Annotated in this window: 20 protein-coding genes; 10 read left to right on the top strand and 10 right to left on the bottom strand. The window is 43.9% G+C overall.

What is annotated here, in order from left to right; all coding sequences use genetic code 11:
* Positions 1–48: 48 nt before the first annotated feature.
* From L2729_RS01195 to mutT, 6 genes are all read left to right on the top strand, one after another.
* Positions 49–1,320: a type II secretion system F family protein gene (locus L2729_RS01195; RefSeq protein ID WP_248986591.1), complete on the top strand. Its 1,272-nt coding sequence runs from the start codon at positions 49–51 to the stop codon at positions 1,318–1,320.
* An 89-nt stretch (positions 1,321–1,409) separates the two neighbouring features.
* Entirely contained in the window at positions 1,410–2,321 is a 912-nt protein-coding gene (locus L2729_RS01190; protein ID WP_248986590.1) for a prepilin peptidase, read from the top strand.
* 766 nt (positions 2,322–3,087) lie between these two features.
* The gene (coaE, locus tag L2729_RS01185) at positions 3,088–3,693 is read left to right on the top strand and encodes a dephospho-CoA kinase (RefSeq protein WP_248986589.1); all 606 of its coding nucleotides are present in this window, start codon (positions 3,088–3,090) and stop codon (positions 3,691–3,693) included.
* Positions 3,694–3,701: 8 nt separating this feature from the next.
* Positions 3,702–4,436, top strand: a complete 735-nt coding sequence (gene zapD, locus L2729_RS01180; protein ID WP_248986588.1) for a cell division protein ZapD — start codon at positions 3,702–3,704, stop codon at positions 4,434–4,436.
* A 49-nt stretch (positions 4,437–4,485) separates the two neighbouring features.
* Positions 4,486–4,713, top strand: a complete 228-nt coding sequence (yacG, locus tag L2729_RS01175) for a DNA gyrase inhibitor YacG (protein WP_101090706.1) — start codon at positions 4,486–4,488, stop codon at positions 4,711–4,713.
* Positions 4,710–5,105 (top strand): 8-oxo-dGTP diphosphatase MutT, encoded by a 396-nt coding sequence (gene mutT, locus L2729_RS01170; protein WP_248986587.1) that lies wholly within the window; start codon positions 4,710–4,712, stop codon positions 5,103–5,105. Before yacG ends, mutT begins: the two co-directional genes overlap by 4 nt.
* 116 nt (positions 5,106–5,221) lie before the next feature.
* Here the strand turns inward: mutT and L2729_RS01165 are convergent, their stop codons facing one another.
* Both L2729_RS01165 and L2729_RS01160 read right to left on the bottom strand, forming a co-directional pair.
* The gene (locus tag L2729_RS01165) at positions 5,222–6,619 is read right to left on the bottom strand and encodes a M16 family metallopeptidase (RefSeq protein ID WP_428848207.1); all 1,398 of its coding nucleotides are present in this window, start codon (positions 6,617–6,619) and stop codon (positions 5,222–5,224) included.
* A gap of 38 nt (positions 6,620–6,657) precedes the next feature.
* The gene (locus L2729_RS01160) at positions 6,658–7,989 is read right to left on the bottom strand and encodes a M16 family metallopeptidase (RefSeq protein ID WP_248986585.1); all 1,332 of its coding nucleotides are present in this window, start codon (positions 7,987–7,989) and stop codon (positions 6,658–6,660) included.
* A gap of 835 nt (positions 7,990–8,824) precedes the next feature.
* On the opposite strand from L2729_RS01160, the gene L2729_RS01155 reads away from it, so the two are divergent.
* Positions 8,825–9,514 carry a PilZ domain-containing protein gene (locus L2729_RS01155; protein ID WP_248986584.1) on the top strand — a complete coding sequence of 230 codons (690 nt, stop codon included), beginning with the start codon at positions 8,825–8,827 and terminating at the stop codon, positions 9,512–9,514.
* Positions 9,515–9,547: 33 nt separating this feature from the next.
* On the opposite strand, the gene L2729_RS01150 is transcribed toward L2729_RS01155, so the two are convergent.
* The 3 genes from L2729_RS01150 to L2729_RS01140 form a co-directional block, all read right to left on the bottom strand.
* Entirely contained in the window at positions 9,548–10,519 is a 972-nt protein-coding gene (locus L2729_RS01150) for a DUF4157 domain-containing protein (protein ID WP_248986583.1), read from the bottom strand.
* A 51-nt stretch (positions 10,520–10,570) separates the two neighbouring features.
* Positions 10,571–11,233: a class I SAM-dependent methyltransferase gene (locus L2729_RS01145; RefSeq protein WP_248986582.1), complete on the bottom strand. Its 663-nt coding sequence runs from the start codon at positions 11,231–11,233 to the stop codon at positions 10,571–10,573.
* Between the two features lie 147 nt (positions 11,234–11,380).
* Positions 11,381–11,740 (bottom strand): hypothetical protein, encoded by a 360-nt coding sequence (locus tag L2729_RS01140; protein ID WP_248986581.1) that lies wholly within the window; start codon positions 11,738–11,740, stop codon positions 11,381–11,383.
* Between the two features lie 397 nt (positions 11,741–12,137).
* Here L2729_RS01140 and L2729_RS01135 point away from each other — a divergent pair, with 397 nt between their 5' ends.
* The gene (locus tag L2729_RS01135; RefSeq protein ID WP_248986718.1) at positions 12,138–14,249 is read left to right on the top strand and encodes an EAL domain-containing protein; all 2,112 of its coding nucleotides are present in this window, start codon (positions 12,138–12,140) and stop codon (positions 14,247–14,249) included.
* A 207-nt stretch (positions 14,250–14,456) separates the two neighbouring features.
* On the opposite strand, the gene L2729_RS01130 is transcribed toward L2729_RS01135, so the two are convergent.
* Together L2729_RS01130 and L2729_RS01125 are read right to left on the bottom strand one after the other, a co-directional pair.
* Positions 14,457–15,059 carry a tRNA-uridine aminocarboxypropyltransferase gene (locus tag L2729_RS01130; protein WP_248986580.1) on the bottom strand — a complete coding sequence of 201 codons (603 nt, stop codon included), beginning with the start codon at positions 15,057–15,059 and terminating at the stop codon, positions 14,457–14,459.
* Between the two features lie 163 nt (positions 15,060–15,222).
* Positions 15,223–16,425: a multidrug effflux MFS transporter gene (locus L2729_RS01125; protein WP_248986579.1), complete on the bottom strand. Its 1,203-nt coding sequence runs from the start codon at positions 16,423–16,425 to the stop codon at positions 15,223–15,225.
* 100 nt (positions 16,426–16,525) lie between these two features.
* Between L2729_RS01125 and L2729_RS01120 the strand changes: the two genes are divergently transcribed.
* Together L2729_RS01120 and L2729_RS01115 are read left to right on the top strand one after the other, a co-directional pair.
* Positions 16,526–17,521 carry a LysR substrate-binding domain-containing protein gene (locus L2729_RS01120; RefSeq protein WP_248986578.1) on the top strand — a complete coding sequence of 332 codons (996 nt, stop codon included), beginning with the start codon at positions 16,526–16,528 and terminating at the stop codon, positions 17,519–17,521.
* 118 nt (positions 17,522–17,639) lie between these two features.
* On the top strand, positions 17,640–17,963 hold the full coding sequence (locus tag L2729_RS01115; protein WP_248986577.1) for a hypothetical protein: 324 nt from the start codon (positions 17,640–17,642) through the stop codon (positions 17,961–17,963).
* Here L2729_RS01115 and L2729_RS01110 read toward each other — a convergent pair.
* From L2729_RS01110 to L2729_RS01100, 3 genes are all read right to left on the bottom strand, one after another.
* Positions 17,953–19,236 carry a hypothetical protein gene (locus L2729_RS01110; RefSeq protein ID WP_248986576.1) on the bottom strand — a complete coding sequence of 428 codons (1,284 nt, stop codon included), beginning with the start codon at positions 19,234–19,236 and terminating at the stop codon, positions 17,953–17,955. The genes L2729_RS01115 and L2729_RS01110 overlap by 11 nt on opposite strands.
* 293 nt (positions 19,237–19,529) lie before the next feature.
* Positions 19,530–20,939 carry a tetratricopeptide repeat protein gene (locus tag L2729_RS01105; protein WP_248986575.1) on the bottom strand — a complete coding sequence of 470 codons (1,410 nt, stop codon included), beginning with the start codon at positions 20,937–20,939 and terminating at the stop codon, positions 19,530–19,532.
* Positions 20,940–21,046: 107 nt separating this feature from the next.
* Positions 21,047–21,775, bottom strand: a complete 729-nt coding sequence (locus tag L2729_RS01100) for a hypothetical protein (protein WP_248986574.1) — start codon at positions 21,773–21,775, stop codon at positions 21,047–21,049.
* Positions 21,776–21,961: the final 186 nt, after the last annotated feature.

Here is a 21,961-nt window from a genome sequence, read left to right as displayed (position 1 = left end):
TCGAGCAAAGCCAATAATAACACTCATTAAAGAGCATCAAGGGCCCCTATGGCTATTGCAAGCAAACAATCTAAACAAATTAGAAATAGAAAAAAAAAGCAAAAAAGCCAACCTAAGGTAGTCACTTACACATGGGCTGGCGTCAGCCGTGATGGCCGTCGCACCAGTGGCGAACTGCGCGGTGTATCAACTGCAGAGATTAGGGTCCAACTAAAAGCCCAAGGCGTTATCCCCAAAACGGTACGTAAAAAATCGGCGCCGCTGTTTAAAACAGAAAAGAAAATCAAGCCCATGGATATCGCCATGGTCACTCGTCAAATTGCCACCATGCTCGCCGCGGGCGTGCCGATTGTGACCACGCTGGAACTGCTCGGTAAAGGCCATGAAAAACCTAAAGTGCGCGAACTGTTGGCCACCATTGTCAGTGACGTGCAATCGGGTATTCCGTTGTCTGACTCACTCAGGCCACATAGACTTTATTTCGATGACCTCTATGTCGATTTGGTCGCTGCCGGTGAGCATTCAGGTTCATTGGACGCAGTATTTGACCGTATTGCCACCTACCGCGAAAAATCTGAAGCGCTAAAGTCGAAAATTAAAAAGGCCATGTTCTACCCAGCGGCAGTGGTCATTGTAGCGATAATGGTTACCTCACTGTTACTACTGTTTGTAGTGCCACAATTTGAATCAATATTTCAAGGCTTTGGTGCTGAACTGCCGGCCTTCACTCAAATGATTGTTAACCTGTCACGGTGGTTGCAAGCCTCTTGGTACCTGTTTATTATTGCGATTGTCGCTGCTTTATGGAGCTTTAGGCGAGCCCACCGTAATTCGCAACTGTTTCGTGATAAAGTCGATGCCCTCGTGTTGAAAATCCCTATTGTTGGCGAAATTTTACATAAGGGCGCGATGGCGAAATTTGCTCGCACCCTTGCCACCACTTTTGCTGCAGGTGTGCCATTAATCGATGGTTTACAGTCTGCTGCAGGCGCCTCGGGTAATGCGGTGTATAAAAAAGCGGTGCTCAATATTCGCACCGAAGTGATGTCGGGCATGCAGATGAATGTGGCGATGCGCACCACCGGGCTGTTTCCCGACTTGATGATCCAGATGGTGATGATTGGTGAGGAATCAGGCTCCTTAGATAATATGCTCAATAAAGTCGCCAATATATATGAAATGCAGGTCGATGATGCCGTTGATGGCTTATCAACCTTGATTGAACCCATTATGATGGTCGTCATTGGTACTTTAGTTGGTGGCTTGATTGTCGGTATGTACCTACCGATTTTCCAATTAGGTGATGTGGTTAGCAGTTAGGCATACCTAATTAGCTTGACTTCAACAATCGATATCAAGAACTTAGATACATAATAATATAAACAATATAAACAATATAAAGATAAATAATGACTGAATTAATCACTGTTTTTAACCATAACCCTTGGTTATTTGTTGCGCTTAGCTTTGTATTCGCCGCCGTTATCGGCAGTTTTTTGAACGTGGTGATTCACCGTTTACCGGTGATGATGAAGCGTGACTGGCAGCAAGAGTGTAATCATTACCTAGCCGAATATAAAAAGTCAGTATTTGACGCAAACGAAACAGCCCTCAACGCGCCTATTGATGCTTTTCCTGAGAAGTACAACTTAGTAGTGCCGGGCTCTGCTTGCCCAAAGTGTAAAACCAATATTAAGCCAATGCATAACTTGCCCATACTCGGCTGGCTATCATTAAGAGGCAAATGCGCGGCTTGTAATAACCCAATATCGGCACGTTATCCGATTGTTGAATTGCTCACTGGCGGTTTAGTGGCCTTTCTTGCTTGGCATTTTGGACCCACCTCAGAATTTGTATTTACCAGCATACTGACCTTTGCGCTGGTCGTGCTTACCGGAATTGATCTTGATGAAATGCTGCTGCCAGATCAGATCACGCTGCCACTGTTATGGCTAGGTTTGATCTTAAACTTAAGCGGCACGTTTGTGCCGATGTCAGATGCTATTATTGGTGCCGCCGCAGGGTATTTGAGCCTCTGGAGTGTGTTCTGGGGCTTTAAGTTGCTAACAGGCAAGGATGGTATGGGTTACGGCGACTTTAAGCTGTTAGCCGTGTTTGGCGCATGGTTTGGCTGGCAAGTATTGCCATTGGTGATATTGCTTTCGTCATTAGTGGGCGCCATTGTTGGCATTACCATGATTGCGTTTAAAAAACTTAACCAAGGCACTCCTATCCCCTTCGGGCCTTACATTGCTGTCGCGGGCTGGATTGCTATGATATGGGGAGAGTTAATTACCCAATGGTATCTGTCGACGTTATAACGCTTCTAGCTTCTAGCGTTCTAGCGTTCTAGCAAAGACGGTAAAATCTTAGGCGAACGGCCTACGGCACGTGACTTCGTCACTACGGAACGCTTCGCTTACGGTGAAAACTAGAAAAGAGAAAAGCGACCGCATAAAATCAACATCAAAAGCCAAAGGGTGTTTTCTGTTGGTTTCCTAGCAGTGAGCTGGCGAACGTCCTAGGGCACGTGACTTCGTCACTATGGAACGCTTCGCTTACGGTAACAACTAGAAAAGAGAAAAGCGACCGCATAAAATCAACATCAAAAACCAAAGGGTGTTTTCTGTTGATTTCCTAGCTGTGAGCTGGCGAACGGCCTACGGCACGTGACTTCGTCACTATGGAACGCTTCGCTTACGGTGAAAACGAGAAAAGAGAAAAGCGACGGCATAAAATCAACATTAAAAACCAAAGGGTGTTTTCTGTTGATTTCCTAGCAGGACCTAGTCCGTCCTAGCAGTGAGCTGGCGAACGTCCTAGTACCTAGGACCTTCTCTGCTTTCAGATAAGACGGTAAAATCTTAGGCAAACGGCCTAGGGCACGTGACTTCGTCACTCCGGAACGCTTCGCTTACGGTGAAAACTAGAAAAGAGAAAAGCGACGGCATAAAATCAACATCAAAAACCAAAGGGTGTTTTCTGTTGATTTCCTAGCAGGACGTAGTCCGTCCTAGCAGTGAGCTGGCGAACGTCCTAGTACCTAGGACCTTATCAACCTAAAATTCCAATAGTGAGATAGCTAAAATGGCTGATTACATCATAGGGCTAACGGGAGGCATCGGCAGCGGTAAAACCACGGTGGCTAACCTGTTTGCGGACCTTGGCGTGACCTTAGTGGATGCCGATATTGTAGCGCGTGAAGTGGTCAGCATTGGCTCCAAGGGACTCAATGCGATTGTGTACCATTTTGGCGACAGTATCTTACTCGGCGATGGTCATTTAGATCGCTCAAAGCTAAGAGAGCGTATCTTTAATCACGATGACGATCGCTTATGGTTAAATAGCTTATTGCATCCGTTGATCAGAGAAACCATGCTGGAAAAATGTAAGGAAGCGCAATCAAATTATGTAATTATGGTTGTTCCCTTGCTATTTGAGAACGGGTTAGATAGGTTAGTGCATCGTACACTTTTGGTGGATATTTCACCTGAGTTACAACAGCAAAGAACCGTTGCACGAGACGCGGTGTCTGCTAAGCAAGTACAAAATATAATAGGCAGTCAGGCCACTAGAGCCGAGAAACTGTCACAAGCTGATGATGTCATAGACAATCATGGAGAGGTATCAGCGTTAAAGTGCAAGGTAAATGCACTAAACACACTTTATTTAAAATTATCAAGTAGTGCTTAAATAACGCCATGACTGATTTGATCTATGAACAACCACTCAACGAAAAAATACGCCGCTATTTACGGTTAGAGTATTTGGCTGAACAATTACAGGCCAATTTAGATCATGACCACCAGCACCGCTGTTTCTATCCGCTATTCTCACTATGTGAACTCACCGAGCGCTGCGATTATCGTGGTGAAGTGCTTAAAGACTTAGACAGACAACTTTTTGCGCTGTCTAAATGGCAATCTCTACCCACTATTGATAACGCAGAGGTCGAAACGTATATCGACAAACTCAGTGTGGCGCGAGAGGTTTTACAAATTTCGCAACGCACCGGCATGCAGTTAAAACAGGATCGCTTTCTTTCAGCACTCAGACAACGCTTTAACATGCCTGGTGCAAGCTGTAATTTTGACCTGCCACAACTGCATTTTTGGCTGGCTAAACCCTGGGAAGCTCGTCAGGCTGAATATCAAGAATGGATGAGCCAGTTTGCTTGCCTTCTATCACCGATTAAGTTGCTACTCGACTTAACACGACAATCAACCGAGTATACTGAGCACCAAGCCGTGGCTGGGTTTTATCAAGGCAACAGCGACCAGACATTATCGCTGATCAGAGTTAAGCTCGCTGCCGAAGAAGGCTGCTACCCTACCATTAGCGGCCATAAAAACCGTTATGCAATCCATTTTGTGCAGTTTGATAAACAAAAGCACTCAGATCAATCCTTTCAGTTTGAGATGGCAACCTGTCCTTAAAAGCGATAAAATCGTCTCACTCTCATTTTTAAGCACTGCTAATTAAATTATGCCTCTTACTGTAAAATGCCCGACCTGCCAAGCAGAAGTCACTTGGGACAACAACGCTAAATTTAAGCCTTTCTGCAGTGACCGCTGCAAGCTGATTGATCTCGGTGATTGGGCGTCAGAGAAGCACGCGATCCCTGTTAAACCTGAATTTGACCCCGAGATGCTCGATCAACTCGGCTACGATGATGCGGACTTCTTTCTCAACGACGATGACAATAAGCAATGAGTCAACAAATTCACGTCGCGGTAGGGGTGATTGAAAACAACGCCAAGCAAATTTTGTTGGCTAAACGTCACGTACACCTGCATCAAGGTGGAAAATGGGAGTTTCCAGGGGGTAAGGTAGAATCTGGTGAAACCACTTCTCAAGCGCTCATAAGAGAGCTTAAAGAGGAGGTCGACCTCTGTGTATCAAGCACCACGCCTATGATGGAGATCCATCATGATTACGGTGATAAAAAGGTCATGCTTGATATTCATTGGGTGACCGATTTTTCTGGGGTTGCCAATGGTGTAGAAGGCCAAGAGGTGCAGTGGGTCGCTAAGAAAGATTTAGCCTCGTTTGAGTTCCCCGCAGCCAATAAAGCGATAGTCGAGAAGATCTTAGCGACAGCCTAATTATGTTTTAATAATAAATTAAGCGTAAAAAAGCCGCGACATTCATCGCGGCTTTTTGATCGATTAGCGAATATCAGTATAACCTGAACTCAAGATAATGAAGCTCAAGTTATCGGCTACCCACCAAAACCAACATCTTTAATATCGACCTGCTTTACCGACCCGTATTGCTTAGCAATAGGCGCTATCTTGGCGGCATTGCCAATAATAACAAACTGTAAGTTGTCTTTAGGGAAGTAAGTATCGATTAAGCGCTTTGATTCTTGCAACGTTAAGCCATCTACCTTTGCCTGAAATTCATTGATAAAGGTATCATCGAAACCATAAAGATACATATCCGACATTAGCCCAGCTAACTGACCACTGGTCTCATACTTAGGCGGAAATTGCCCTTTAACGTAAGCCTTAGCCGAATCTAACGTGGCTTGATCAAGGCCTTGCTCCCATAAGCGGTTATAGGTTTTCAAAGCCAAATCTATGGTTTCTTTAGTCGTCGCCGTCTTAGTGAAAGTACTAATCCTAAAGGTACCTGCCGCAGAATAAGCACTAAAGCCTGAACGAGCGCCGTAGGTTAACCCAGCATTGACCCTTAATTCATCATTTAGCCATGAAGTAAAACGGCCACCTAATATGGTATTGACTACGGTTAAACCAACAAAATCAGGGTTATCACGACTAATGCCCATGCCGCCGACTAAAAACGTGGTTTCCACCGCATCGCCTTTATCGACTAACAACACATTGCTTGAATCAAGCTTTGGTAAGCCCTGTTTTAGGTTTAAACGAGTGACGGTCTCTGTATCTTGCCACTTAGCGAATAACTGCTGCAATTTAGCTTTCATTGTCGCGGCATCAAAATCTCCGACGACACTAATGGCGGTATTTGATGGCTGGTAGTAACTCTTATGAAAAGCACGCAACTGCGACACATTAAGCTCTGCTAGCGAACCACTGTTGCCTGACGCGGCATTACCATAAGGGTGATCAGCAAAAATTAATTTGTCGTAATAACGGCTGATTACAGCGCGAGGACTCTCTTTAGATTGCCCTAATCCGGCGATATCTCTTTGACGTAGCTTATCAAACTCAGTCGCGTCAAAATCTGGCGATAACAGGATACTTTGGATCAAAGGCAACATGATATCAGCATCTTTTGCCATAAAGTCAGCACTTAGATAGCTGCCCTCTTTACCCGCACCACTTGAAAGGCTAGCGCCTAAGAAGTCGATCTCTTGTTCGATTTCCAGCTTCGTTTTACCCGCAGCACCCAACATCAAACTCGCTGCAGTCACCTGTGCAACACCCGATGTAGTATCGTTCACCGCACCGGCACGAATAGTCGCATTCACGGTGATTAACGGCACTTCGGTTTGCGGCATAAGGTAGATAGTCAGGCCATTATCAAGCGTCATTTGCTGATAGGCGGGCACACTAAAACTGCCGGTATCCACAGTGGTGGCTTTCATGTCTGTCGCCGCGCAGCCTGTAAGCGCCATAACGCTTGCAATGGTCATTGCACTGACAACTTGTTTTATTTTCAAGACATTGGTTTTCATTCGTCAGTCTCCTCAGTAGCAGCCAACACAGCAACAGTTCTATTTGAACGTTTAAGGTAAGTTTGCGCCACACGCTGAATATCAGCAGGGCTGACTTTGTTATAGGCTTGCGGTGCATTGAAAAGTTTATCGTAGCTGCCAAAGAACAGTTCATACGTGCCAATTGTATTAGCCTTGCCATTAATGGTTTCCATCGCCTGATAGAAACCCATTAACTTGATGTTTTTAACCTTCTCAAGCTCATTCTCTGTCACACCGTCACGCGCAACACGGTTGATCTCAGCAATCATGCCTTTTTCAAGTTCAGTTGCTGTCACGCCAGGATTAGCCACACCCATGACATAAAAGAGATTCGCATCGAAAGACATTGGCATGTAGGTTTCAACTTCAATCGCCACTTGCTTATCGACCAAGCCTTGATACATGCGTGAGCTATTACCGGTCGTTAAAATAGAAGACAACAGATCCAGTGCGTAATAATCAGCATTTGAAGTCGAAGGCACGTGATAGCCCAACATCACATTAGGTGTACTTACCGACGCTTTTTGAACATATACCCGACGTTCACCCTTTTGCAGCGGTTCCACCGTTTTAACTTCTCTTGGGGGTGCTTGTGCTGGAATAGGCGCTAAGTATTGATCTGCAAGACGTTTAACGTCAGCCAATTTCACATCACCCGCAATCACCACAACAGCATTATTCGGTGCATAGTATGTTTTATGGTACTGAACTAAATCATCTAATGTCCAAGCCGCAATATCGGACTCATGACCAATCACCGACCAACTATATGGATGCGCTCTAAAGGCAGCGCCTTTAAGCTCCTCTTGCAAGTTACGCCAATTTGAGTTTTCGAGCCCGGTTAATCGCTCAGAGGCAACAACGCCTCGCTCGCTTTCAACCATGTCGGCACTAATATCGAGGTTCTCGATACGATCTGCTTCCAACTCAAAAATGGTTTCAATCGCATTGGCGGGGAACCAATCGGTATACACCGTTAGATTCTCGGTGGTGTAAGCATTGTTTGCGCCACCTGCCGCCTCCATGGTGCGGTCAAACATTTTCGGGCCGTATTTTTTCGCGCCATTGAACATCATATGCTCAAAGAAATGCGATATACCGGTAATACCAGGTACCTCATTTCGAGAGCCGACCTTCCAAAAAAGGTACATGTTGGCGTTAGGGATCGAGCTGTCTTCCAACACCATTATTTTCATGCCGTTATCCAGCGTGAAACTTTGAATATCTTTGGCTTCTGTTGCCTGAACTGCAGGTGCTGTCAATAGCATACCCACAGACACTAACAATGCCTTTGTATAGCGCTTCATTATTCGCTCCTTGTTTGAGCACTTACGTCATAGTCGCAAGCAACTAAATGACTATAAATATCAGTTTTAATTACCGATATTGACTAGGGGCTGTTGATCTTTCACGGTTGTTTTTGCCGCAGTTTATTGGCTATTTTGACAAGGCGTAGGCTATGTCGTTTAGTCATTCTCCACAAATAGCCTACAACACCGTAAAAATAGCCAAGAAGCGCGGCCCTTAGGGTTCGTTTCAATGCTTTTAGTCTTTTACTACAAGCGTGCGTTACAAGCTTATTTAACACGTTAAAACATCATCGCTCAAGCCTTGTACTAAAACCATTATTCTTTACGGGAAAGAGTCGAACAAAAACCAAGCTCGAAAGATCAACAGCCCCTAATACCAATCTCATTTATTATCTGGTCACTATTAATGGCTAGAATGCACTTCTACCATGTGGTGAACGTTATAATTAAGACACTCGTTATGGCCATTCACGTCTGGTAAAGGCACATTGATTCACATTAATAAATAGACCACTTATTTAATCTGATTGGTATTATCCAGCTGACATAACAAAGCAAATCGTCGAGAAAATCAAATTAAGCCAGCACATTATTTGTAACGCTCGGTAAATTAATCGTAACATTGGTTAATAAAAGGTAACAGCCAGCTTGGCTAACATTTGATTTTTTAGCCGTTTTTGCACTAGCACTGCAACGAAATAACGCGATGTGAGCAGCGGTTATCCCTTAATTGTGACAGCCATAATGCAGCAAAATATCTTAGTGAAATATCAACTAAACCACGATTGTGTGTTAGCTTCAAGCTACGACTTTTGCCACTATATGTCTGAGCATGCCAACAGAAAATGATTTTAATGCACTTGATAATTTAACCTGTAATACAGAGGTTCATTTGCAGATTTTGACACCCACTCAAGCGATTCGATTGCGCAGTAAGTTGATTGGCGTGGACTCCGGTCGGTCGATAATACTGGCTCACGGCAATGATAAAGCTTGGCTAGCGGCGGCTCCATTTGTAAGGGAGCATCAAAGCGTGATTATGCGCGTGGTTAATAGTGATGAGCATGACGCTAACATTCTAGCCTTCAGAAGTCGTATTCAGAAGATCATCAGCGTCGTTGGCCGCTGGATAATTATTGATTACCCCAAAGCGCTGCAAACGGTCGCACTAAGACAACACTCTCGGGTGCCGATTAACGTGACAGCCAACCTAGTGTGTACCACCACTCGTAATGTGGTATCTCATGGCAACTTGCGTGATATATCAATCAAGGGGGGCGCTTTTGTGGGTGACGAGATAGAAGGCTTTGAATTGGGTCGTCAATACCTGTTGCAAGTCGACCTTGAAGGGCAAGACGACAGTATCGAAACCTTGGTCACCCTGAAGAATCAACAAGATGCAGAGGGTCAAACAGGACAGATCCAATATGGGCTAATTTTAGAAACTGAACACGATGAAACAGAAAAAATGGTGCAAAAGGTTATCTTGCACCATTTATTACAGAACCCTAAAAACCAATGATTACTGATTTTTAATATCGTTTAGTATTACCGATTAGTGTTGCTTAAAGACCTGTTCAATTTTGAACAAGATTTTTGGTGATTTCAATTCGGTTTCTTCAATAACCAATAAAGCAAAATTGTCGGCAATAATTTCTTCCGGATGAATAATATAGTTGGTGTTACGACCCACTTGGCTAAAGAAGCCCTTTAGCTCAGGCACCGCAACTATTTCAACTTCAGCGGCATCATAAGTGCTTTTGCTAGCTTCAGTATCTCGGCCAACAATGACAAATTCAAAGGTTAGATAATCGAAGAACTCACCGCCCCTTTCAAGATCATATTGCGCAACGTCAGCAAATAAAATGGGAACGACCCACACTGGCTGGTCTTTATAGTTAACGCGTATTGCAAAGTCATTGACAGGTGCATCGGGGTTAGTGAGTTTTTGCTGTGCAAGCTTGCTCGGAAAATCAATATCACCGATATAGTGGTAACCAATCGCGCCATATAATTGCTGTTTAACTTTTGGGTTGAATCGAGAATAAACATGCAACAGTTCATGCGCCAATAACCGCGGAAGCCCCTCTTCATTAGCAACTTGGCGAGCCTGTAAAATTATCGCTTGCCCACGCGTATAAGCAGCGCCGCCCTCCTCTAGCCCCGTGGTCTTAATAAACTGAATCGGTTCAGGTAAATGAATATTTAAATCCACTAGTTTAGCGCTAATACTGTCAAATGCCTTAGTGAGCACTAATTGCTCTTGTTCATTCCAATCCATTGTCTGCTGCGCGACAAAAGCAAGATAATCACTTTTTGACTGTGCATTGGGCTGCTTCATTCTGGCGTCGATATCAAACTGACTCACACGCTGGATGAAATCATCATTTTGGGTCAGTACCAGTGCAGCTTCAGTTTTATTGAGAAATGCGATTGAATAAGGCGCCTTTGCCTGCACGATGCCACTTAATAGCAGCCCAGAGACCAATACTGCGTAACCAATCACACGCGACATTCGATTTATCATATTTATTATTCCGTTAAAATCATGATGGATAAAAGGGGAAACACTCAGCTGTTAAGTATAACAATTAACCTCCGCTACTAGCGGCTTTGTCAAAAACACCACATCGGCGCCTATCACTTCAAGCGTCCAATTAAACTTGGCCGCGATCCACTCAAATGTTTCGATTGAGTAAAAGTTGATGTGAGTTAAGTCTTGCTTATAGTGCCATGTTGAAAACGCCGCTTCACTAATAACACGCTTCGTCATCACTACTAAAATGGCACCAGGCTTAAGCAGTGAGTCTAACGTTTGCAACAATGGCAGTGCCTCTGCCACATGCTCAATCACTTCTGTCATAGTGACAAAGTCATACTGGCGACTAAGCAACTCGGGATCATTAAAGTAGTACAGGTCATAATTGTGAGTCTTGATCCCTAACTCCGCAGCCATCACGCTAATGGTAGGCCCCGGGCCACAGCCAAAATCTAACCCTTCTACATCAGGCTCTATTCGCTCAAATAGCGGATTAATGGCTCGAGCAAGAAATTGTCTATAGTGCTGATCATCAGGATCATTCTGATGTTGATCGTAAATCGCTCTTTCGTCTATCACGCTCAATCGAAACGCAGCCGCCACAGAGACTAGAGAGCAGTTGTCACAGCGTTGATATGCCCGAACGTTATCCTGATGAAATACGCTCAAACTCGTTTGTTGGCATAAAGGACATAAACTCAAATGACGTCTCACTACTCAGGTTAGTTTTAGCTATTGTTTTGATGATAAGTATCAGGGGACTGTTTAACTTTCATCGCATATTTGCACTCATACCGCGCTTATTTATTGCTACAGATAAGCAACAGCCCCTAACCTCAACATAATTAACTAGTCCTTAATAGGTTTAGGCATTTTGCGTTCTTTACTCGCCGCTTCCTTTGCCTCACGTAAGTACTTCTCTTCTCTCGATTCACGCGCTTCAAAGTGCTGCTGAGCTTTTTCATATTGCTGACTTTCCCAATCGCTTGGCTCAGCCTTCGACAACAGTTTTTCCTCTTGTTCAGCATGTAAACTGGACGCTTCGCGTGCTTTTTTCAACTGTTCTTGCTCTATTGTCAAAGAGCGTTCCTTTGCAGTCTCACCTCTTTCAGCCAGTGATGGCTCATCAGCAGCCATGATACTGCTACTGATAAAACACAGGAAAACTCCGAATATCCATCTTATATGAGGTGATTTTAGTGCCATCATCAAACAATTCCTTTTATCAGTGTGAGTCAATCAGTCACATTCTAGCAACAGCATGATTCATTTATCACTTTTTGTTTGGGTCTGATACCAATGTGTTATACCAATCACCTCACAACAACGACAATCTACAGCCATAACAAGCCACTAATTCATGTAAAAAATACAGTACTCTGCTTTTGTTTGAACGTTAGTTTTCAGTAAACACCTCCGCAATAAATAGGATTAACATCTCGTAAATTCACTAAATATAAAATTTTGTTACAACAAGTTTGTACAAAGCGTCAAATAAAGGTATTTTTGACGCTTATGGAAAGCAGTTGCTAAAACGCTAGATTTATTCACTTTTAGTCAGTGTCTGCTATTTGAATAATGTAATGAAGGAACGGGAAAAATGAGTATGCAAAAGTGGTCAGAGTTATACTCTCGTCTGAGATCTGCCACCCCTTCTCTTTCCGAGCAGCTTATTCAATTTGAAAACGCTGAAGCTCTGCCCGCTCTGGCAATTGTACAAGACTACCGCTTCATTGGTGCCAACTCCGTTGCTCTAAGCTATTTCGAAAGTATTGAACAAAATTTCATCCATTCCACACCCTATGATTTTTCCCCGAGGATCCAATCTTCTGGAAGAAATAGTGTCGAATATGGCCAACAACAGCTGCGTGAAGCCGCCAAAGGAAAGATCGTTTCCTTTAACTGGTTACACTTAAGTCAGCAAGGCACTGAACTCCCAACAAAAGTCACGCTTTATCCGTTTAGTCTTGATGGTAATGATGTGGTATTAATCCAATTTACGCCTATGGATAGGCGTGGAAAACGGCGTTCACACTCAAGTAATGGCTTTGAAGATCTACCCAAAGAGTTAATGTCGATCACCTTAGAAGACAGTGCTGAAGCTGTTTATATTACTGACGAAGACGGTCATATTTTTGCGGTAAACAAAGCGATGTGCCGCATTTGCGGCTATAGCGCTGAGCACATGTTGGGTAAAACACCCAGTGAGCTTAACCTTGAGGCGATGATTAATGATGGCATTGCTCCAAATCCATTAAAAAACAAAGGTAGCTGGCAAGGAGAGGTGTGGAAATATCGTTCCGACGGCTCAAAATTTCCTGCCTGGCAAAGTTGCAGGCGTATCTATGCTAGCAATACCGTCTATTTCGTTAACTTATTCAGCGATATCAGTGAAAAGAAGCGGCTGGAAGCCAAGCTCACTCAGCAAGCAATGTATGACAAACTGACTGGCCTGCCTAATCGATTCCACCTTATTAAAATCCTTAATAAAGCCATTAATAATATCAAGCAACACAGCACAATGATTGGCGCCTTGATGTTTTTGGATCTCAATGGTTTTAAGAATATTAATGACAGTTTTGGTCATGCCACGGGTGATAAAGTCTTACAGCTTGTGGCTGCTAGATTAGAAACCTGTTGCCTAGACGATGCAGAGATAGCCCGCTTAGGGGGCGATGAATTTACCTTAGTGCTGCCAAAGTGCAAAAACAAACAAGAGATAGAAGCTTTTTCAGATCTGGTACTGTCCTTGTTTGATGTCCCCTTTGAGATAGACGGTCAAAAGTTTTATTTAAGCACCAGTATCGGCATATCGTTATTTCCACAGCAAAGCGACGAGGCGAATCAATTGCTCAGCATGGCTGATACTGCAATGTATTCCGCTAAGAAAAGCCCAAATCATATTCGATTCTATAATGCAGCGATCAGAGAAGCAGCAGAGAAAAAACTGCGTATACTCAATGATCTAAGACATGCACAAAGCCTGGGTCAATTCAGTTTGGTTTACCAACAGATTATTGATCTCGAAAACAATAATATGATTGCTGTCGAAGCACTATTAAGATGGAAACGCAGTAGCGGCGAGATATTGGAAGCCCGTGAATTTATCCCATTACTAGAAGAAACCAACTCAATGGTGAGCGTAGGGCTATGGGCTCTTGAGCAAGCTTGTAACCAGATGAGTAAGTGGCATGCGCAGTACAATGACCAGTTGAAAATCACGGTCAATATTTCCACTTCGCAGTTAGAACATCCAGACTTCTTGTCAATGTTAACCAAGGTTCTGCAGCAAACTCAATTACCTTCCGACAAACTGGTGATTGAAATTGAAGAGTCAGCTTTGATCCGCAAACCCGCTATGATAGCGGCAGTATTAAACGAGCTCAAACAACTCAATATTGGCATAGCCATTGACGATTTCGGCGCAGGTCTATCCTCGCTAAGCCGATTAGGTAGCTTGCCCATTGATTGCTTGAAAATCGATTCCAGTTTCGCGCAACGACTGCACGAACCTCAAGGCAAAGAGTTATGCAAAGCCATGGTGCAACTGGCTCATACATTGAATATTTGCTATATCGCTGAAGGTGTTGAAACCCAAGCGCAAAAAGATCTAATACTGCAGATGGGTAAAGGATATGGTCAAGGTTATTACTTTGGCTGGCCAGCTACGGCCGAGGTTTTTGCATCGGAATCATTAAGCTTGCTAAAAAAAGCTTAAAATAATAAGTGCCATTGTACTAAAAGATGACTGCATCAATCACCTGAATAAATTCAGTATCGCTCCCTGCAAAAGCGGTGAAAGAGGCAGCCTCTTATATCAACTAATCTAGCTGACATCTCTATTAAACCCTATCTCTTATTGAATTAGCGTGACCTAAATGGGGTTTTATTAAGTAAGAGACGATGCAATTCACAAATCCTACTTCTATTTATTTTCTTGGTATCGTGCGCGCACATCAGCCGGCATTGACGCTAACCTCTGTTCGACTAAAGCCGCTAACGCATCGGTTAGTGGTGTCACATCTTGTTCAGGCTCTATCACTTTTAGCATCATCGCACTCGCTTCCAATGTTGACACACTATCGCTGCGGCTGGCTTTACGAATCGTGTAGTTAGAAGCGCAATCTAAATCAAGATGCAAAGCCGGAAAAGCCTGTAACCATGGGTTTAATTGCAATAATTTATATGCCTTGCGCCAGGTACCATCGAGCAAGATTAGAATCACATCGGTATCAATGACGATATCAGTCACTGACTGACTTGCCGTTGATGGATACACCAAATATATCGGTTTATTGGCCAAAGCCAATTGCTCACGCAACAGAGCAAAGTCCTCTGCGGTTTCGCCTACCACGACTTGCGCCTGAGGAATAACTAACTCCAACAGCCGCACACTATTTTTAGCGTGGCCCACTTCAGTGGGATCTTGCAAAATAATCAGCTCAGTTTTAACCTGCATTTTTTTGATGCTGGCGCACAAACAGGCTTTTAGTGGATAGTGGCACGAAGGGCAGTTAGGACGAGACAAAAGTGTAAACCTAATAATGGGACAAACTCGATAGTGCTTAGTTTATACCAATTCCAAGCCAATTTATGGATAAAAAAAACCTGCATGAATGGTTAATTCATACAGGTCAAAGGGTGTTTTACGGTTAACCGTCGCGTTACGCTAACGGTTAATCCTTAATTTGTTAGTGAGCGTACTGCTCTTGATGCCAATGATCAAAGCGAGACATCGCCATCATAGCCAACAAGATAATCGCCAATCCGCCCATGATAACGGCAACAGCATAAGGTGCAGGCAAACTCGTTTGTTGCACTATCGCAGTCAGCAGTGACGCACCGCTCATCTGAATAAAACCGAGCATTGCCGTCGCAGTGCCAGCTCTCTCACCAAATGCGGATAACGCCATACTGGTTGCAGGGCCAAGCAATAAAGCAAAGCCAATACAGAGCAACATCATTGGTAACATAAAGCTAATCGCTGCCGCTAACCCAGTTTGTGGGCCAACCACCTGCACCAATACTTGGGTGGCTGCAGACGCTAACATAAACCAAAGTGCGACAATGACAGTGGGACGGTTACCTAATTTTTTGATGACTAAAGGCGCGGCAAAACAAGCGACGATGTTGACGGCAGCATTTAAACCGAACAATCCACTAAACATCAACTCTGATACCCCTAATCGGTCAATCAACCACACCGGAGCGTATGAGACATAGCTTAAAATAGCTGCCATTCCCGCCATGCAGGCAAATGCATAGAACAAAAAGTGTGTCTCTATCACTACGGGTTTATAGCGAGCCCAACGGTATAATGGCCCTGAACTATCGGTACTTTTAGGACGTGTTTCCGGTAAGCGATAACCCACAAAAATCAGGATTAATATCGCATACAACGTCATAAACACGAAGGTCGAACGCCAACCAAACTGCAATGCCAGTAAACCACCCAAGGTTGGTGCCAATGCAGGGATAACGCAAATCATGCCGTTAAGATAGCTATAATAACGCGCGCTCTCTTTTGGAGTGAAGCAGTCACGTACCGCACTAAAGACCACAATAGAGGTCGAACAAGCCGCTAAGCCCTGCAATACACGCGCAAACTGCAACCAGTGAAATTCAACGGAAACGGCGGCAAGGATACTGCTGGCGATGTAAAGAATAATACCGCCCAATGCGACAGGTCGTCTGCCATATCTATCGGCTAACGGTCCAATTAATAATTGTCCCGTTCCCATAGCAAAAAGGAACAACACTAAAGTCGACTGTATTTGACTAGCCGAAACAGCAAATTCAGTCGCCATAGCAGGCATAGAAGGAAGGTAAATATCGATCGCCAATGGGCTGAGTACAACCATCGACATTAAAATAGGGAGTAAATTACGGCGCATTATCTTTCTCAAATATTGTAAACACGGCTATATTAATCAAACTATGGTATGAACAGAAATGATATTATTTCCATAATGAATTTCCATTGAGGAATATCTCGTGAAATTAGAGAATTTGGCACGTATCGACTTAAACCTACTCGTCATTCTACAAATACTATTGGAGGAGCAAAGTGTTACCCGAGCAGCAAATCGCTTACATGTAAGTCAGTCAGCATTGAGTAAGAGCCTTAATCGTTTGAGAGATACCTTAGGCGATCCACTTTTTTTACGCACGGCGCATGGCTTAAGGCCTACTGCCCATGCCGTACAACTTGGAAAATTGCTGCCTCAAAGTTTACAGAGCTTATATCAACTGACTTTACCCCCCAGTTTTGAACCTGGCAGCAGCACTCGGCAGTTTTCATTTTCTATGGTTGAGAGTGCATATGAAACGCTGATCCCCTACTTTATCGGCCCTTTGCTGACCAAGGCACCCAATCTTAAATTAGACAGCTATGTTTGGACGGAAAACTCGACCCTAGCGATTCAGCAAGGTCAGATAGATTTCGGTATTTCAGGGCGTGATCTTCACCCTCAGTCCGCTTTTAAAATTGATCGCCTGCCAGAAGGTATTGCACACCAGACCCTATTCACCGATGAGCAAGTTTGCTTAGTCAGGCAAGATCACCCCTTGCTGGCTACGATTGCAACCGGCCTCTGGGATCTAAATATCTATTTAGAGATGTCTCATGTACAGGTGCGCTGTGAAGGCAATGATTGGTGGGCATTAGATTATCATCTGGCAGATCTAGGGCATCATCGCCGGATCAGTACCACTGTACCTGACTTTTATGGCGCTGCGAGTATCTGCGCCCATAGTGATTTGATATTTACCCTGCCCGCGAGTTTTGCCCAACATGCAAAGAAATTGTACCCGCTAGCGGAACTGCCACTGCCTTTCGAATTCATGCCACTTGCCTATGTATTGCTTTGGCACCAAAGAAACGATGATGATCCAGGGCACCAGTGGGTGAAAAATGTTATTTGTCAAAGTGTTGCAACAGCTTTCAATTCACCTGACTTAAAGCACTTTTTGAACGCAGAACAAGATTAACCTTTATTAACGTGATCTCTGCTTAGATAATCGGCAATATTAAAACCGTTAACTTGCCCATTCAGTTGCTATTAATCTTTTTAGTGTAAGCTAACAACTAAGACATTTTGGAGAAGATATGATTTATAACTCGTTTCAAAGCAACCCAATGCAAAATCGATTTTCTGGCTCTCGTGGCTGGTTAGCATTCATTATCGGTTTGGCCTTTATGACTCTAGCGCTCGTCGCGCTGCCTTTTTTGCTGCTTTTCGGCGCCATCACATTTATGGCATTAAGCTTGTTTGGTCGCGTTTACCTAAAGCGTCAACTCGCCCGTTTCAATAAACAGCAAGCTGGACAAAAATTTCAGAAAGACGATACATCTCAAGAAAACGTTTCCCGAGAAAACACTTCTCAATCAACGGCAGCAGGCCGTATCTTTGAGCATAATCCTAACGAGTAACTTTCATTGCTGATGCGCTACGAGGTCTTGATAATAAGGCCTCAAATCGCTGCCAGTGTATCGCTTTATCAGCAGTTCCACTCTCCACCCACTCAGCAACAGCATCTTCCCCAACACTATAGTTAATAATATACGAACGATTTTGCTCAAAGAAACGAGTGCGTTGTTCCGCTTTTGAGTGAGTATAAAACGCGTCATCAACCAGCAGACGAGTCGCCTCTTCATGATCAATCTTTTTATCCGTTAATAATTTACTGACATGGTTTTCAAAGTACCCAAGCCGCTTAATACAAGCAAACACCTGGTGGAACAGAGTAAGGTCCGCCTCGAGGCCAGCCAACGGCATTAACACATCACGCTCAAATGACACCCTCTCATCCTGACTCATCAATAGACGCAAAGCATAATTAGCGCTGCCTTCAGCAAGGTAAGATATTGGACTGAACAAAGGATAGATTGAATATTCCAACCAACCTTTTTCTTTTACCAACAACTGCTCTTGCAGGGCATTGAAGACATGATGACCAGGATAGCCTTCGTGAGTCGCTAACTCCAAATAACGGTCAATCGTTAACGGTTGATCTTGATTGAGTTGAATTAAGCTATGGTAATCACCTTTGTACCAATTATATGCGGTCCACACTTTGTCATTAACATACTCAATTTCACAATTCTCATGGGCAGGTAATATGAACTGCTTTTTAGTCAATTCACGCGCTTTATCAATCGCCGCGTTAAATACTGCAGCGGCTTTATCTTTCGGTACAATATAAGACAACTTAAATTCGGCCAAACGGCTTGCTAATGCCCCTTCGCCAGGCAATAAAGTATTGAGCTCTATATGGATACTGTTCAATTCTGCTAATGAGTATTCAGCGACCGCTGAATCGTACAGCCGACGAGCTTCTTCCCCAAAGCTAAGGGGCTTCCCCTCCAATAGATCTAAATACGCACCAATCGATAGCCATTGCTTTTCGAGGAAACAATAGCGACCACTCAATTCTTTATCAAGATGATTTTCGCCAATAACCGCAAGCACCTGACAGCCCTCTTCGTATTGCGACCTAAGCTCTGTTAATGGCTGCCAAAAAGCCTCCTCTTGCCATGCTCTAGGGCCAAAATACGCATCAACGTAAAGTTCGTCATGCTGTCCGATTGCAAGCGCAAATCGAGTATAGCGCTCCGCAAACTGATTAAGTTCTTGGTTGCTGGCGTTAAGATCCGTGAGAGGTGTAACAATGGATTTTGCTTCTTTGTTAGCAGAGTAAGGCATGTGGCGCTCCAGCGTGTAGATTGTCGTCAATGTACACGCATTGAATAATGTATACAACGAGTGGTTAACGAATAATTCACATCGTCATGTGACAAAAAGTGTACTGTCAGCAGTGATGCTTCAGAGGAGATAAATCAACGACACTATGTTTTCAATCCGCTGTTTCACTGAATTATAGCCAACCTGGATACAAAATATTCAGTTCAATCAGGTTCATTCATACCGCTTAGGAAAGGTGGAACAAACTAATATGCATTAGTAGTGAGTACATTATAAAACGCAAATAAATGACTTTAGCTAAGTAATTCAGCCGCTTTTGCTAACGCTTCTTTTTCTTGAGGTGAGTTTGTCATTTTAATCACAGAGAGCACTTGCTGCTCAAGTGAAGCCCATAAGGGTTCGATAACCGCCAGCTCTTCATCATTAGCGTGCTCCCGGGCCAGTTTCAATAACGAGGCTGAAGCAACCACATCGATACGCCCCAGCATGCCGTCGGCAAGCGCAATACTCAGCTCTATCATCGCTGGCACGCTATGACCGTATTTAATCACTTCACGTAAATAGCTTTCTGCTTGAGAGTAATCATCACCTAATCCAGTGTCATCATGTAGCATCGACTGCGCTCTAGAGAACATAGCATCGACTTGGCCTTGCTCTGCAGCCTCAGCCAACCAATGTTCGCTTTGTACCGCATCAGCATCGCAGCCTTCACCGCGGGCTAGCATCAGTGCCAGATGGTACTGTGCATGCGGGAAGCCGACTTTTGCTGCGCGACTGATATATTTATAAGCCGTTTTTAGATCAGATTGCTGATAATAAAGTACACCCAGATTTGCCATAGCTTCTGATTGCTCAAGCTTCGCTGCTTGACTCAAGTAACGCTCTGCAAGCTGAACATCGGCTTCAAAATGCTGACTACCGACTAAATAGAAGTAACCTAACAACGCCATGGCATTAGCAACCCCCTCAGCTGCCGCTGAAGCAATCGCCTGCTCACCCGCTACAACATCAAATTCACCGCTGTAACCATGGACTAATGATACGCCATGTTCATATAAGGCATTCACATCATCATTGGCGGCTTGCGCAAACCAATAGCTGGCTTGCTTAAACGATGCAGTAGAGCGATCTTCAACCCTGTCTTCACGGCTTTCTTGTAATGCTAATTCCTGCTCTCTTTGCATTAACGCTCGTGTCTTAAGCGACATACCGACCAGATATTGCGATTCTGCATCTCGCTCCATCACCGCGCGATAGCACAAGTCTCTACCCGCTAAGGCATCAAACTCTTCAAAGTAATATTCTGGCTTGCTCGTATTCGTCACCTGACTAAACAGTGAATCCACCAGCAAGAGTAGATTTTTTATTGCGCGCTGACTTAACTGCTGCAATTGCTCAGGAGTAAGGTGATACTTTTCAGGATGGGCACCACGATTACCATCGGCACGCAGTTTATGTAGAGCTCGGGTGGTTTTAACATCGATAAGTCTGCGTTGGTTTAGCAGTTCAATCCGATCGTAAAGGTTGGGGCTATCGAAATCGATAGCATGCTCTTCAGCCAATAAGCTGGTGAGCTTATGGCTAAAGCTTCTGACATGAAGCAAAGCTTGCGTTGGCACATCAGTTACAAAGCTTTTAGCCTTGCGATAATCCTGTCCCAGCTCGACTGAAAACTGATTAACGAATTCAATATCGTTTAACAAGATATGCTCCCACGCCGTTTACCACCTGCGTTACGTTGAATTAGCTAGAACAATGGCGCATGTCATCCAAAACACTCGCCATCATTGCCGATGTTCAATACTGAGGGTTACGGCTCTAGGTTACCGGCTGTATCTGGCTGTTCACGTGACACCATATATAAACGAAATAGGACCACGTTAACGAATAAGCCAAAAAATGCCACAATAACTTCACCCACTAACTGTAACGGTAGACCGCCAAGTTGTGTCGCCATCGCTAGTACGCTTCCCACCAAAGAGACCGGAATATACAGTAATAATACCGTTATTGTTTTCAGTGTTATCGGTCCACTAAATGCAAAGCTACGCTTAATGGCTTCCATGGGTGTCAATCGCTCAACGACCACCATGAAGTTAACAAAGGCCAGCCGAGCAAAAAGATAAACACTCATCACCAAACCAATTATTCCCAGCATAGGGTTGATCGCGAGTAGCACGAAGAAAGGTGCCAGTACCGCTAGACCCGAAAAGACGCCAGCTAACAATAGCGCAGGAACAAAGTTCAAACTGGTTTTTAATATCATGCCGTTACTAGGACTGTGTCCCTGTGAACGGATCTCTAAAAATAGCGTTAATGCGGCAATTAAAAATGAAAATACCAGCAACAACACCATCATAGCGACCATATGACTGGTGCCGAACTGGGGGTTTTCAAGATCAGCAGCGTTTATCTCTAAACTCAACCACAGCTGAATACCCACTTGAATAAACAACACTGGAACAGTCAAAGCCGCTAATTGGCTAATATTATTACGAAAAAAGTTAAATGCTTGAGTCAAGATTGCTGATAATGACATAGAGTTTTCCAAAAAATGAAATCGAGTAACACGAATTAGGGCTAAGGATACCCAAGTTTGGTAATTAATGCACAGTTGAAATCACGTATTCGCTATTTGTTAAAAGTAAAAAAACTGCAAACAATTTGTTAAAACCGTTAAACTCCTAAAAAAACACAACAGATTTAACTTAAAAGGATGGCCCTT

Source organism: Shewanella gelidimarina (assembly GCF_023283945.1).
In the GTDB taxonomy this organism is placed as follows: Bacteria; Pseudomonadota; Gammaproteobacteria; order Enterobacterales; family Shewanellaceae; genus Shewanella; species Shewanella gelidimarina.
The sequence above is the reverse complement of the archived record's forward strand: the minus strand, read 5'-3'. Positions and strand labels throughout refer to the sequence as shown.

What these genes read in the sequence shown, in the direction of transcription:
- L2729_RS01195 (WP_248986591.1), top strand. Translation starts at nt 49, where the DNA reads ATGGCTATTGCAAGCAAACAATCTAAACAAATTAGAAATAGAAAAAAA.
- L2729_RS01190 (WP_248986590.1), top strand. Translation starts at nt 1,410, where the DNA reads ATGACTGAATTAATCACTGTTTTTAACCATAACCCTTGGTTATTTGTT.
- coaE (WP_248986589.1), top strand. Translation starts at nt 3,088, where the DNA reads ATGGCTGATTACATCATAGGGCTAACGGGAGGCATCGGCAGCGGTAAA.
- zapD (WP_248986588.1), top strand. Translation starts at nt 3,702, where the DNA reads ATGACTGATTTGATCTATGAACAACCACTCAACGAAAAAATACGCCGC.
- yacG (WP_101090706.1), top strand. Translation starts at nt 4,486, where the DNA reads ATGCCTCTTACTGTAAAATGCCCGACCTGCCAAGCAGAAGTCACTTGG.
- mutT (WP_248986587.1), top strand. Translation starts at nt 4,710, where the DNA reads ATGAGTCAACAAATTCACGTCGCGGTAGGGGTGATTGAAAACAACGCC.
- L2729_RS01165 (WP_428848207.1), bottom strand. Translation starts at nt 6,619, where the DNA reads ATGACCATTGCAAGCGTTATGGCGCTTACAGGCTGCGCGGCGACAGAC.
- L2729_RS01160 (WP_248986585.1), bottom strand. Translation starts at nt 7,989, where the DNA reads ATGAAGCGCTATACAAAGGCATTGTTAGTGTCTGTGGGTATGCTATTG.
- L2729_RS01155 (WP_248986584.1), top strand. Translation starts at nt 8,825, where the DNA reads ATGCCAACAGAAAATGATTTTAATGCACTTGATAATTTAACCTGTAAT.
- L2729_RS01150 (WP_248986583.1), bottom strand. Translation starts at nt 10,519, where the DNA reads ATGATAAATCGAATGTCGCGTGTGATTGGTTACGCAGTATTGGTCTCT.
- L2729_RS01140 (WP_248986581.1), bottom strand. Translation starts at nt 11,740, where the DNA reads ATGATGGCACTAAAATCACCTCATATAAGATGGATATTCGGAGTTTTC.
- L2729_RS01135 (WP_248986718.1), top strand. Translation starts at nt 12,138, where the DNA reads ATGCAAAAGTGGTCAGAGTTATACTCTCGTCTGAGATCTGCCACCCCT.
- L2729_RS01125 (WP_248986579.1), bottom strand. Translation starts at nt 16,425, where the DNA reads ATGCGCCGTAATTTACTCCCTATTTTAATGTCGATGGTTGTACTCAGC.
- L2729_RS01115 (WP_248986577.1), top strand. Translation starts at nt 17,640, where the DNA reads ATGATTTATAACTCGTTTCAAAGCAACCCAATGCAAAATCGATTTTCT.
- L2729_RS01110 (WP_248986576.1), bottom strand. Translation starts at nt 19,236, where the DNA reads ATGCCTTACTCTGCTAACAAAGAAGCAAAATCCATTGTTACACCTCTC.
- L2729_RS01100 (WP_248986574.1), bottom strand. Translation starts at nt 21,775, where the DNA reads ATGTCATTATCAGCAATCTTGACTCAAGCATTTAACTTTTTTCGTAAT.